The following is a 13698-nucleotide window of genomic DNA, read 5'->3' on the forward strand; positions in this document are numbered from 1 at the left end:
GCCCGTGCGGTGCCGTCAGAGCGGTACCCCGCGCTGTGACAGCCACGGCACCGGGTCCAGTGCCGAGCCCATCTCGGGTGTGACCCGTACCTCGAAGTGCAGGTGGGGTCCGGTGGAGTTGCCGGTGCTGCCGGACTGGCCGATCCACTGCCCGGGTCCGACCCGGTCGCCCTGGTCGACGGCGACGGCGGCCAGATGGGCGTACTGCGTGTAGTAGCCGCCCGCGTGCTGGACGACGACCTGGATGCCGAAGGCCCCACCGCAGGACACCTTCAGGACGCGGCCGGTGCCGACCGAGCGCACCGGTGTGCCGACCGGCACCGCGAAGTCCTGGCCGGTGTGCCGGTTCGCCCACCGCGAGCCGCCGCTGCCGAAGGTCGCCGACAGTTCGTAGGTCTCGACCGGTGCCACCCAGGACGGGCCGACGCGCGTGTCCGGCTGGTCGAGGCGGACCGCGCCGGGGCACGAGCCGGCCGTGACGGAGGCGTCGGCCTGTCCGTCCAGCCGCGAACGCGCCGCTTCCAGCTTGCCCTCGATCTTCTTCTTCAGCTTCGCCAGGTCGGCGTTGCGTTTCTCCAGCGCCCGCCAGGCCGCCTGTGCCTCGGTCTCGTCGGCGGCGAGCCGGGCCTCGGCCCGCAGGCTCTTGCCGATGGCCCTGTTGACGGCCAGGTCCGCGCGGGACACGGCCCGCTGACCACGCATCAGCTCGTCGGGGTCGTCGGCGAGGAGCATCCGCGCGGTGAGCGGGAGCCCGCCGCCGCGGTACTGGGCACGGGCGATCCGGCCCAGGTCTTCGTGCATGGCGTCGATCTTCTGCCGTTGCTCGTCGAGGAGTCGCTCGGCCTTCAGGGCCTTCGACCGTTGTGCCTCGGCCTCGCGGCGCCCGTTCTCGTACTGGCGGGTGGCGTTGGCCGCGTCCTTGTACAGCCGCGCCACCTGCGGGCCGAGGCCGGCGCCGGATCCGCCGTCCCCGTCCATGCCGTCGGTGGGGCGGGCCGCGAGCACGGCGAGTGCGCACAGCAGCGCCGGAACGAGCAGCGGATGTCGGCGGGATGAGCGCATGTCAGCGATCGTGGACCGGCGCGGGGCCCACGGTCCTGTTCAGGTCGTACGAGTGGGGGACCCGTTGCTGCACACGGCCCAGTGCGGCTGCTGCACACGGGTCAACACGGCGTCGGCAGCGCTCAGTACGGCGCTTCCCACAGCACCGTCGTGCCACCGCCACCGCCACCGCCGTCGCCGTCGCCGTCGGCCCCGATGCCCGGCCCGAGCCGGCTGGCGCCGCCGACGCTCTCGGCACGGCGCTCCAGATTGCGCAGGCCACTGCGCCGGCCGCCCTCGGGGATGCCGACACCGTCGTCCGCGACGGTCAGGCGCACGCCAGGCCGGCCGTCCGGCAGAGCCGCCGTCGCGTCCACGACCACCTCGATCCGGGTGGCGTGGGCGTGCCGGAAGGCGTTGGACAGCGTCTCGCGGAGCGCGGCGATGAGGTTCTTTCCGGTCAGGTCGCCGACAGCGGTGTCGACCGGGCCGACGAAACGGTGCGTGGGCGTGAAACCCAGCGGTACGGCGGCCATGGTGATCTCGCGCAGTACGCGGGTGCGCAGTCCCGCGGGCGCCTCGGCGGGCTGCTGGAGCGCGAAGATCGCCGAGCGGATCTCCTGGATGGTGACGTCGAGTTCGTCGACGGCCCCGCCGACCCCCTCGCGCACCTCGGGCACGGCCGACCCGCGCTGGGCGCTCTCCAGCATCATCCCCGTCGCGAACAACCGCTGGATGACGAGATCGTGCAGGTCCCGGGCGATGCGGTCCCGGTCCTCGTACACGGCGAGCCGTTCCCGGTCGCGCTGGGCGTCGGCCATCATCAGCGCCAGCGCGGCCTGCGAGGCGAACTGGTCGCCGAGCGCGCGCTCCGTCCGGGTGAACGGACGATCCCCCCGGGCGCGGGGCATGACGAGGCTCCCGAGGACCTTCCCGTCCCTGCACAGCGGCAACAGCATGATCGGCCCGTAGGAGCGCGCCAGTCCGGTGTCCAGGCGCGGGTCGGTGGCGGCGTCGTCCACGAACACGGAGCGCCCGGCGAGGAGTTCGGCGACGATGCCGTTCTCCGGCGCGATGACCCTGCCGAGGGCGTTCGTGCGGTGCGGCGCGTCGACGGCGACGATCTCCAGGCCGCCCCCGTCGGCCGGCAGCAGCACGATCCCGGCGGCCGCTCGGGAGAGCCGACGGGCCTGCTCGGCGACGGTCTGGAGGGCGTCGTCGATGTCGCCGCCGGCCAGCAGCGCGGTGGTGACGGCGACCGACCCGTCGATCCAGCGCTCCCGCTGCTGGGCGGCCTCGTACAGGCGCGCGTTGCCGATGGCGATACCGGCCTCCGTGGCCAGGACCCGGACCATGGCGAGGTCGTAGTCGTTGAAGGTCTCGTCGGCGTGCTTGTCGGTCAGGTAGAGGTGGCCGAAGATCTCGCCCTGCACACGGATGGGGACTCCCAGGAAGCTCTGCGTCGGCGGGTGGTGACCGGTTCCGCAGGAGCGCGGGTTCTCGGCCGGGCCGGCGAGCCGGACCGGCCCCGGACCACGGACGAGCGCGCCGAGCAGGTCCTTACGACGGTCGGGGAGGTGTCCGACACGCCGGGCGACCGCCTCGTCGACGCCGTGATGCACGAAGTCGGTCAGGCCTTCGCCGTCCTCGTCGACGACCCCGATGGCCGCGTAGCGGGCGTTCGCCAGGTCGGCCGCCGTCTCGCAGATCCGGTTCAGCGCGGAGTGCAGCTCCAGTCCACTGCCGACGGACCGCATCGCGTCCAGCAGTTTCGGCACCCGTGCCAGAAGCTCGGCCGAGGCCTCCTCACGGGGCGGCGGGGAGCCGGGAGGCGGTGCTGGGGGCATGCCCCGAGCCTAATGAGACCTTTTTGTTCTGAAAAGTCGGATTGCACGGGAATCTCGCGGCGCCGTGGCGGGGCAGCCGGTCACCCTGCTCCCACCAGCAGCTCCGCCGCCGCCTCCCGTCCGGCCAGCTCCCGCAGCGGCCCCGGCACGGCCGCCAGCTCCGCGTACGTGCCGCGCTGTACGACCCGGCCCCTGTCCAGCACGACCACCTCGTCCACGGCCCGCAGACCAGCCAGCCGGTGTGTGATCAGCAGGGTGGTCCTGCCCTCGGTGGCGGCCAGCAGATCCGCGGTGAGCGCGTCGGCGGTCGGCAGGTCGAGGTGCTCGGCGGGCTCGTCGAGCACGAGGACGGGGAAGTCGGCCAGCAGCGCCCGGGCCAGGGCCAGCCGCTGACGCTGGCCACCGGACAGCCGGGCACCGTGCTCACCGACCAGTGTGTCCAGGCCGTCGGGCAGGCTGTCGGCCCACTCCAGCAGCCGGGCCCGGGCCAGCGCGTCGCGCAGTTCGCCCTCGGTGGCGTCCTTCCTGGCCAGGAGCAGGTTCTCGCGCACCGAGCTGTCGAAGAGGTGGGCGTCCTGGGCGCACAGCCCGACGAGCCGCCGTACGTCGTCGCCGGCCAGGGCGTAGGCGTCCACACCGGCCAGCGTGTAGGAGCCCGCGTCCGAGTCGAGGAAGCGCAGCAGAACCTGCGCCAGGGTCGTCTTGCCGGAGCCGGACGGTCCGACCACGGCGATGCGGCGCCCCTGCGCCAGCGTCAGGTCCAGCCCGGCCAGCGCGTCCCGGTCCTGCCCGGCGTGACGCGCGGCCAGCCCCCTGAGGACCACCGGGAACGGCGAGGCGGGCGCCTGCCGGGGCGCCTCCGGCTCCCGCACCGGTTCCGGGGCGTCGAGCACCTCGTACACGCGCTCGGCGCTCCTGCGTACGCGCTGCCTGTACTGCACGGCGAGCGGCAGTCCGAGTACGGCCTCGAAGGCGGCCAGCGGGGTGAGGACGACGACGGCCACCGCCACCCCGGCGAGGCGGCCGTCGGCGACCGCCTGGACCCCGACGAGGGCGGCGCCCGCGACGGTCAGGCCGGAGACGAGCGCGGTGAGCCCGTCGCCCAGCGCGGTGGCGGCGGCGGCACGCGAGGCGATCCGGGTGAGCGTGCCGTCGGCCCGCCGCGCCTCGGCAGCCCGTCCGGGCAGGGCACCGGCGACGGTCAGCTCGGCGGTGCCGGTGAGCAGGTCCGTCACCCGGGTGGCGAGCACGCCCCTGGCAGGGGCGAGCCTGCGCTCGGCCCGCCGTGCCACGGCTGCGGTGACCAGCGGAACACCCGCACCGGCCGCCAGCAGACCCACCGCGAGCACCGCACCGGCCTCCGGCAGCAGCCAGGCCGTGAAGCCGACCGACGCGGCGGAGACGACCACCGCGCCGCCGGCGGGCAGCAGCCAGCGCAGCCAGTAGTCCTGCAACGCGTCGACGTCGGCGACGAGCCGGGACAGCAGGTCGCCCCGGCGGCTGCGGCGCAGCCCCGAGGGAGACAGCCGCTCCAGCCTCCGGTACACGGCTACCCGCGTGTCGGCCAGCATCCGCAGCACCGCCTCGTGCGACACGAGCCGCTCGGCGTAGCGGAACACGGCCCGCCCGATACCGAAGGCGCGCGTCGCCGTCACGGCCACCATCAGATACAGCACAGGCGGCTGCTCGGAGGCGCGCGAGATGAGGAACCCGGAGGTGGCCATCAGGCCGACCGCGCTGCCGAGTGCCAGGCTGCTGAACAGCAGCGCGAGGCCGAGCCGCCCGCGCCGGGCGGCGGAAAGGGAACGGACCCTGGAGAGAACGCCTCCGCGGGCACCCGTCGAGGACTCCGAGGCGTCGAGAGAAGCGGGCGCGGGGGCTTCTAGCGGCTCCCCGGCGGTTCGGACGCCCGGCACCACCGCGGGGGTTTCGTCGGCTCCTGCGGCGGTGGCCGGCCCGTCCAGCCGCACCACCCGGTCGGCCACCTCCAGCAGCGCCGGCCGGTGCACCACCAGCAGTACCGTCCGCCCCTCCGCCAGCCTGCGCACGGCGGCCACGACCTCGGCCTCGGTGGCCCCGTCCAGGGCGGCCGTGGGCTCGTCGAGCAGCAGCACCTCCCGGTCCGCGAGAAACGCCCGGGCCAGCGCGAGCCGCTGCCGCTGGCCGGCGGACAGTCCGGTCCCGTCCTCCCCGAGCACGGTCGCCGTGCCCTCGGGCAGGGCGTCCACGAACTCCAGGGCGCCCGCGTCCCGCAGGGCCCGCCGTACGGCGATGTCGTCGGCCTCGGGCCGGGCCAGCCGTACGTTCTCCGCGATGGTGCCCGCGTACAGGTGCGGATGCTGCGGCACCCAGGCGACGCGGGCGTGCCACCGCGCCAGGTCGAGGGAGGAGAGATCGGCCTTCCCGACCCGGACCCGCCCCCCGGCCGGGGACACGAAGCCGAGGAGGGCGTTGACAAGCGTCGACTTGCCCGCGCCGCTCGGGCCGACGAGCGCGACCGTCTCCCCGGGCTCGACGGTGAAGCTCACGCCGGTGACGGCGTCCGCGGCGCGGCCGGGATAGCGGACCGTCACGTCCTCGAAGGCCAGGGCACCGTCCGCCGGAACCGGGCCGGTCCCCGACGCCGGCGCGGGACGCTCCAGCACCGAGAAGATGTCCTCGGCTGCGGCGAGGCCCTCGGCCGCCGCGTGGTACTGCGCCCCCACCTGCCGCAACGGCAGATAGGCCTCGGGGGCGAGTACGAGCACGACCAGACCGTCGTACAGCGTCATGTCGCCGTGGACCAGGCGCATGCCGATGGTGACGGCGACGAGCGCCACGGACAGCGTGGCGAGCAGTTCCAGCGCGAAGGACGACAGGAAGGCGATCCGCAGGGTCCGCATGGTGGCCCGGCGGTACTCGCCGGTGATGCGTTTGATCGACTCGGCCTGTGCCTTGGCCCGGCCGAAGACCTTCAGCGTCGGCAGCCCCGCGACCACGTCCAGGAAGTGTCCGGACAGCCGAGACAGCAGCCGCCATTGCTGGTCCATCCGGGACTGGGTGGCCCAGCCGATCAGCACCATGAAGATCGGGATGAGCGGCAGGGTGCCGACGATGATGGCCGCCGAGACCCAGTCCTCGGTGACGATCCGGGCGAGCACCGCCACGGGCACGACCACGGCGAGGCCCAACTGCGGCAGATAGCGCGAGAAGTAGTCGTCGAGAGCGTCGACTCCCCGGGTGGCCAGAGCGACCAGCGATCCGGTCCGCTGTCCGCTCAGCCAGCCGGGGCCGAGCACGGTGGCCCGCTCCAGCAGCCGGCCCCGAAGCTCCGACTTCACCGCCGCGCTCGCCCGGTGCGCGGCCAGTTCGGTGAGCCAGCCGACCAGTGCACGGCCGCAGGCGACGGCCACCAACAGCAGCAGCGGAGTACGGAGTCCGGCGGCCGTCGTGCCGTGCTGGAAGGCGCCCACCACCACCTCGGCGATGAGCATCGCCTGCGCGACGAGCAATCCGGCGCCGACGGCGCCCAGGGCGACCACGGCCGCCAGAAAGAGCCGGGTGGCGCGGGCGTACCGCAGAAGACGTGGATCGATGGGTTTCACGTGAAACAGGCCTTCCTGCCCGGTGGGTGCGTTTCACGTGAAACGCACCCCGTTGGGCTCAGTGCGCGGCGTCGGCGAGGTGCTGGGTGCCGATGCGCTTGCGGAACACCCAGTACGTCCAGCCCTGGTAGAGCAGGACGACCGGCGTGGCGATCACGGCCAGCCAGGTCATGATCTTCAGGGTGTAGGGGCTGGACGAGGCGTTGGTGACGGTCAGGCTCCAGTCCGCGTCGAGCGTGGACGGCATGACGTTCGGGAAGAGCGTCAGGAAGAGCATCGCCACGGCGGCCACGATGGTGACGCCGGACAGGGCGAACGACCAGCCCTCACGCCCGGCCTGGTTCGCCATCAGGGCGGCGACCAGCGCGGCGACGGCCACCACGAGGGCGACCAGACTCTTGGCGTCCCCGTTGTCGGCCTGCGTCCAGAGGAGGAAGACCAGGGCCAGCACGGCCGTGACCAGGCCGACCCGCAGCGCCAGGGTCCGCGCCCGCTCACGGATCTCACCGACGGTCTTGAGTGCCGTGAACACCGTTCCGTGGAAGGTGAAAAGCGTCAGCGTGACCAGGCCGCCGAGGAGGGCGTAGGGGTTGAGCAGGTCCCAGACGGAGCCGACGTACTCCAGGTCCCGGTCGATCTCCACGCCGTGGACGATGTTGCCGAAGGCCACGCCCCACAGGAACGCCGGGATCAGCGAGGTCCAGAAGATCGCGGTCTCCCAGTTGCGCTGCCACTTGTCCTCGGGCCGCTTCACCCGGTACTCGAAGGCGACGCCCCGGACGATCAGGCAGACCAGGATGACGAGCAGGGGAAGGTAGAACCCGGAGAAGAGCGTGGCGTACCACTCCGGGAAGGCGGCGAAGGTCGCACCGCCCGCCGTGAGCAGCCACACCTCGTTGCCGTCCCACACGGGCCCGATGGTGTTGATCAGCACTCGCTTCTCGGCCCGGTTCCGGGCGAGCAGTTTGGTGAGCACACCGACCCCGAAGTCGAAGCCCTCCAGGAAGAAGTAGCCGGTCCACAGGACGGCGATCAGAACGAACCAGACGTCGTGCAGTTCCATGACTGTGCAGCTCCCTCGGCCTAGTACGAGAAGGCCATCGGCTTGTCGGCGTCACGGAGATCGCCACCGATCTTCGTGGGCGGGTTGAGGTCGGCCTCGGCCAGCTCGGGCGGGCCCGCCTTGACGTACTTCGCGAGCAGCTTGACCTCGATGACCGCCAGGACGGCGTACAGCAGGGTGAAGACGGACATCGAGATGACGACCTCGGCCGTGGAGACACCGGGGGAGACCGCGTCCCGGGTCTGCATCACGCCGTAGACCACCCAGGGCTGCCGGCCCATCTCGGTGAAGATCCAGCCCCACGAGTTGGCGATCAGCGGGAACGCCATCGTCCACACCGCCAGCAGCCAGTACATCCGGGAGAGCCCTGCCCCGAGCGGCTGCTTCAGCAGGACCAGGTGCGGGACCTCGTCCTCCCCGGTACGCAGGGCGGCCGGCAGCAGGAACCTCTTGCGCGTCAGCCACAGGCCGAGCAGACCGAGGGAGAAGGACGCCATGCCGAAGCCGATCATCCAGCGGAAACCCCAGTAGGCGACCGGGACGATGGGCTTGTAGTCGCCGGGGCCGAACTTCTCCTGGAGGTCCTTGTTGGTGTCGTTGATGCCGGGCACGTAGGACTCGAAGTCGCTGTGCGCGAGGAAGGACAGCAGGCCGGGGATCTGCAGGGCGACCTTGTTGTGCCCCTTGTCGACATCCCCGTAGGCGAACACGGAGAACGGCGCCGGTTGCTCGCCGTCCCACAGGGCTTCGGCAGCGGCCATCTTCATCGGCTGCTGCTCGTACATGACCTTGCCGAGGGTGTCGCCGCTGACCGCGGTGAGGATGCCGCCGACCGCCAGGGTGACCAGACCGAGCCGGAGCGAGGTCCGCATCACCGGGATGTGCTTCTTGCGCATCAGGTGGAAGGCGGCGATGCCGACCATGAAGGCGCCGCCCGTGAGGAAGGCCGCGGAGAAGCTGTGGAAGACCTGGTTGAGGGTGGTGTTCTGGGTGAGGACCTGCCAGAAGTCGGTGAGTTCGGCGCGGCCCTTCTCCTCGTTGATCCGGTAGCCGACGGGGTGCTGCATCCAGGAGTTGGCGGCGAGGATGAAGTACGCCGACAGCAGGGTGCCGATCGAGACCATCCAGATGCAGGCTAGGTGGATCTTCTTGGGCAGCTTGTCCCAGCCGAAGATCCACAGTCCGATGAAGGTGGACTCGAAGAAGAAGGCGATCAGCGCCTCGAAGGCGAGCGGGGCACCGAAGACGTCCCCGACGAAGCGGGAGTAGTCGGACCAGTTCATCCCGAACTGGAACTCCTGCACGATGCCGGTGACGACACCCATCGCGATGTTGATCAGGAACAGCTTGCCCCAGAACTTCGTCGCCCTGAGGTACTTCTCCTTCTCCGTGCGAACCCAGGCGGTCTGCAGCCCGGCCGTGAGGGCGGCCAGCGAGATCGTCAGCGGGACGAACAGGAAGTGGTAGACGGTCGTGATGCCGAACTGCCACCGCGCCAGTGTCTCCGGCGCCAGAGCCATGTCCACGTCGTCACTCTCCTTACATCGCCACACAGCCACATCGCCACACAGCCACGTCGCCGCATCGCCCACATCGCCGCCGGCAGCGGCGGTTTGGGCGTGTTCGTCACACCCAACACGGGCGCAACCGGGACACGCTTGTGAACGCGTTCACATTCACAAGCAATTATGACCTACTGCTTTTCGACACCGGAAGGGGGGTCCCGTGTGACGTCAACCCCTTGGCGGGAACTTCAACATCCCGTTGAATCCGCGGCAGGACCCGGGAGAGCGCCAAGGCTCACGGGCACAAGAAGAGCGCGAGACGGCCCCTGCCGTCCCGCGCGTTCCTGCGACGTCCCGAACTCCCTACAGCTCCTGCTCCTTGCGGAACGCTTCCGCCACCTTCAGGAAGATGTCGTTCGCCTCGCTCTCCCCGACCGTCACCCGCACACCCTCGCCCGCGAAGGGCCGGACGACCACGCCGCCCTGCTCACAGGCGTTCGCGAAGGCGACCGTGCGCTCCCCCAGCCGCAGCCAGACGAAGTTGGCCTGGGTCTCCGGCACCGTCCATCCCTGTGCGCGCAGCGCGTCGACCACGCGCGTGCGCTCGCACACCAGCGAGCCGACCCGGCCGATCAGCTCGTCCTCGGCACGCAGCGAGGCGATCGCGGCCTCCTGTGCGATGTGGCTGACTCCGAAGGGCACCGCCGTCTTGCGCAGCGCCGCCGCCACCGGCTCGTGGGCGATGGCGAACCCCACCCGCAGGCCGGCCAGACCGTAGGCCTTGGAGAAGGTGCGCAGGACGCAGACATTGGGCCGCTCACGGTAGAGCTCGACACCGTCCGGGACCTCGGCGTCTCGGATGAACTCGCGGTACGCCTCGTCCAGGACCACCAGCACATCGCTCGGCACCCGGTCGAGGAACCGCTCCAGCTCGGCCCGCCGCACCACCGTGCCCGTCGGGTTGTTCGGGTTGCAGACGAAGATCAGCCGGGTCCGGTCGGTGATCGCGTCCGCCATCGCGTCCAGGTCGTGCACGTCGCCCGGCGTCAACGGCACCTGCACGGACGTCGCACCGCTGATCTGCACGATGATCGGGTACGCCTCGAAGGAACGCCAGGCGTAGATCACCTCGTCGCCGGGGCCCGAGGTCGCCTGGACAAGCTGCTGGGCCACGCCGACCGAGCCGGTGCCGGTGGCCAGATGGGAGAGCGGCACGCCGAAGCGGTCCGACAGCTCGCTCATCAGCGACGTACAGGCCATGTCCGGGTACCGGTTGAAGGCGGCCGCGGCGGCCGTCACCGTCTCCATCACACCCGGCAGGGGCGGATAGGGGTTCTCGTTGGAGGACAGCTTGTAGGCCACCGGACCGTCCGCCGCGGCGGGCTTGCCCGGCTTGTAGGTGGGAATCCCCTCCAGCTCGGCGCGCAGTTTGGGGCTCTTCTCGCTCACCGCAGTCCTCCTCGTGACCACCACCGGCATCGAATACTTCTCACCTTAAGAGGATTCGCCGCCACTGCGTATAGGTGGGACCAGACCTCATTCGTCACACTGGCATCAGGGGCATCAGCACACGAAGGCGCACGATTCGGGGGGCGCGCTGCACATATATCTACGCGCCGGTGGCTCGCGCCGTGGCGCGCATCCCCCGTGCAGGTGAGTTGAGACCTCTTCGCAACATCTGCCACTTGGCAGGCCCTCACTGGTTGACACGCCAGGTAATGGGTTGGTCAGGCTCAACTGGCTTGCATTCCATGGCCGTTCAGCGTTAATGATCATGCAGAAACGTGACTGTCAACGCGTGCATATGCGTCCGCCCTACCCCACCCCATGAGCCCTACTATCGGCTCGCCATGACAGCAGCAGGGAAGCACCAGGTGAGCCGCGCGGAAACCTCACGTCGAGGCAGTCGGCCGGGCCGGGCGGGTATCAGGGACGTGGCCGCCGCCGCCGGAGTATCCATCACTACCGTCTCCGATGCCCTCAACGGCAAGGGCCGACTCCCGGATGTCACCCGGCGCCATGTGCGCGAGGTCGCCGACCGACTGGGCTACCGGCCCTCGGCCGCCGCCCGCACGCTCCGCACCGGCAAGTCCGGACTCATCGGCCTGACCGTGACGACGTACGGGGATGAACCTTTCACCTTCACCGAGTTCGCGTACTTCGCCGAGATGGCGCGCGCCGCCACGTCCGCCGCGCTCGCCCGCGGCTACGCCCTCGTCATCCTCCCGGCGACCTCCCGTCACGACGTGTGGTCCAACGTCGCGCTCGACGGCACGGTCGTCATCGACCCCTCCGACCACGACCCGGTCGTCAGCGAACTGGTACGCCAGGGCTTACCCGTCGTCTCCGACGGCCGCCCGGCCGGTTCGCTGCCCGTCACCGCCTGGGTCGACAACGACCACGAGGCCGCCGTACTCGGCATCCTCGACCACCTCGCCGACGCCGGCGCCCGCAGGATCGGCCTGCTCACCGGCAACACGACCGACACGTACACCCATCTGTCGACCACCGCCTACCTGCGCTGGTGCGAGCGCGTGGGCCAGGACCCGGTCTACGAGGCCTACCCGGCGCACGACCCGTGCGCCGGGGCGGTCGCCGCCGACCGGCTGCTCGCCCGCCCCGACCGGCCCGACGCCGTCTACGGGCTGTTCGATCCGAACGGCACCGATCTGCTCGCCGCCGCCCGCCGCTACGGGCTGCGCGTCCCGGAGGACCTGCTGCTGGTCTGCTGCAGCGAGTCCACCGTGTACGCCAGCACCGAGCCGCCCGTCACCACCCTCTCGCTGAAACCCCGCCGCATCGGCACGGCCGTGATCCAGGTCCTCATCGACGCGATCGAGGGCCTCCACTCCGACGCGCCGGTCGAGCAGGTGATACCGACCGAACTGATCGTGCGTACCTCGTCGCAGCGCCGCCCGCCCCGTACGACGGTCAGCCCCCCTCGCTCACCCGAGCGCGAGTAGGGCCGCCGCCCGGGAGCGGGAGGGCGGGGCCGGGCCGACGGGCCCGGCCGACGCACCCCGCGCGGGAGCGGCGGCAGCGCCCGCGCGGGCGGAGACGCCCACGAACGGAAGCGGCGGCGGGGGCGGGGACGCCCACGAACAAAAGCGGCGGCCGGGGCGGGGACACCGGCGAACGAAAGCGGCGGCGGAGGCGGCCGAGACGGTGCCCCGGTACGTCCTGGGCGTGATCACACCCCCGTCACGGAGGGGCGAAGCCAGGCCCAATCGGGGCGAAAGCCGCGGTGAACCGGGGTCCTGTTCCGATTCACTACCCCTGGGTCATCACACAGCGCGATCCGCATTCCTATGATGGGCCCACACACCGCGGGCCGCTGCGACCAGGCAGTCCGAAGCGGTGCAGATGCGGCGCGATGGTGGAGGGGTCGATGACTCAGGGGGCCGGTCAGGGACCCGAGGTGGAACGGACGGCGACGGTGCGCGACTTCCGGGTACCCGCGTACGTCCACGAGACCGCTCCGTACGCCACCACCGGCCCACACGCACGCGAGGCCGCTCCTCCCTCCGAGGAGGGGTTCGAGGAGGGGTACGAGGAGGCCGGTCCGGAGGGATACACACCCACGCAGCGGGATCTGCCCGTCATCCGTCGGGGTGACACGGTTCAGGTCACCGTCGACCCCGAACCGGTAGCGGTGCAGCAGCCGGCCACCGGCCAGGGTCCGCTGTTCGTCGTCGGCGACGTGCACGGCTATCTCGACGAGCTGCTGGCCGCCCTGCGGGAGAAGGGCCTTGTCGACGACGCGGGCCAGTGGTGCGCGGGCACCTCGCGCCTGTGGTTCCTCGGAGACTTCACCGACCGCGGCCCGGACGGCATCGGCGTCATCGACCTGGTGATGCGGCTGTCCGCGGAGGCCGCCGCGGCCGGCGGCTACTGCAAGGCGCTGATGGGCAACCACGAACTGCTGCTGCTCGGCGCCAAGCGGTTCGGCGACACGCCCGTCAACTCCGGCGCGGGCACCGCCACCTTCCAGGCCGCCTGGCTGCTGAACGGCGGCCAGAAGACCGACATGGACCGCCTTCAGGACCACCACCTGCAGTGGATGGCCCGCCTCGACGCGATGGAAGAGGTCGACGACCACCTCCTGGTCCACTCGGACGCCACCACCTACCTCGACTACGGCCGCTCCATCGAAGAGGTCAACGACACCGTCCGCGAGACGCTCACGCGCAACGACGCGGAGGAGGTCTGGGACCTGTTCCGCAAGTTCACCAAGCGGTTCTCCTTCCGCGACGAGGGCGGCGCCGACGCCGTGCGTTCGCTGCTGGACACGTACGGCGGCACCCGGATCGTCCACGGCCACAGCCCCATCCCCTACCTGCTGGGCGAAGTCGGCTCCGAGGACGGCGAGGACGACACCCGGACCGCGGTCGAGGGACCCCACGTCTACGCGGAAGGGCTGGCCATCGCGATGGACGGCGGCGTGACCATGGCCGGAAAGCTGCTGGTCCAGCAACTTCCGCTCGACTCCTGAGCGTTCGCCGAACGTCCGCCCGACGGGGTTTTCGGCGGCGGTGTCCGTACAAGACCGGCACCCAATTTCTGGAAACCCCCTGTCACCGCCCACCGTCACCGCTCTACCATCGGCTTATCCGTAGCAGGCTCCCCTCCGTTTCTGCCCGACGGCTCGTTGGCATGCG

General features: G+C 71.1%; 8 protein-coding genes. 2 read left to right on the forward strand and 6 right to left on the reverse strand.

Annotated features, from left to right (window positions below; translation table 11 throughout):
- Nucleotides 1-15: 15 nt before the first annotated feature.
- From KUM40_RS04610 to hisC, 6 genes are all read right to left on the reverse strand, one after another.
- The gene (locus KUM40_RS04610; RefSeq protein WP_217163108.1) at nt 16-1062 is read right to left on the reverse strand and encodes a M23 family metallopeptidase; all 1047 of its coding nucleotides are present in this window, start codon (nt 1060-1062) and stop codon (nt 16-18) included.
- A 122-nt stretch (nt 1063-1184) separates the two neighbouring features.
- Complete coding sequence (locus KUM40_RS04615) at nt 1185-2888, reverse strand: GAF domain-containing sensor histidine kinase (protein ID WP_217163110.1); 1704 nt, start codon at nt 2886-2888, stop codon at nt 1185-1187.
- Between the two features lie 80 nt (nt 2889-2968).
- Complete coding sequence (gene cydD, locus KUM40_RS04620) at nt 2969-6472, reverse strand: thiol reductant ABC exporter subunit CydD (protein ID WP_217163113.1); 3504 nt, start codon at nt 6470-6472, stop codon at nt 2969-2971.
- 58 nt (nt 6473-6530) lie between these two features.
- Nucleotides 6531-7535 carry a cytochrome d ubiquinol oxidase subunit II gene (cydB, locus tag KUM40_RS04625; RefSeq protein ID WP_217163115.1) on the reverse strand — a complete coding sequence of 335 codons (1005 nt, stop codon included), beginning with the start codon at nt 7533-7535 and terminating at the stop codon, nt 6531-6533.
- Nucleotides 7536-7555: 20 nt separating this feature from the next.
- Entirely contained in the window at nt 7556-9061 is a 1506-nt protein-coding gene (locus KUM40_RS04630) for a cytochrome ubiquinol oxidase subunit I (protein ID WP_217163117.1), read from the reverse strand.
- Nucleotides 9062-9403: 342 nt separating this feature from the next.
- The gene (gene hisC / locus KUM40_RS04635; protein ID WP_217163119.1) at nt 9404-10489 is read right to left on the reverse strand and encodes a histidinol-phosphate transaminase; all 1086 of its coding nucleotides are present in this window, start codon (nt 10487-10489) and stop codon (nt 9404-9406) included.
- A gap of 401 nt (nt 10490-10890) precedes the next feature.
- Here hisC and KUM40_RS04640 point away from each other — a divergent pair, with 401 nt between their 5' ends.
- Nucleotides 10891-12003, forward strand: a complete 1113-nt coding sequence (locus KUM40_RS04640) for a LacI family DNA-binding transcriptional regulator (protein ID WP_217163121.1) — start codon at nt 10891-10893, stop codon at nt 12001-12003.
- 410 nt (nt 12004-12413) lie between these two features.
- The gene (gene sppA, locus KUM40_RS04645) at nt 12414-13532 is read left to right on the forward strand and encodes a Ser/Thr/Tyr protein phosphatase SppA (RefSeq protein ID WP_254394541.1); all 1119 of its coding nucleotides are present in this window, start codon (nt 12414-12416) and stop codon (nt 13530-13532) included.
- Nucleotides 13533-13698: the final 166 nt, after the last annotated feature.

Origin of the sequence: Streptomyces sp. AC512_CC834 (genome assembly GCF_019049325.1) — a bacterium.
Taxonomy (GTDB): domain Bacteria; phylum Actinomycetota; class Actinomycetes; order Streptomycetales; family Streptomycetaceae; genus Streptomyces.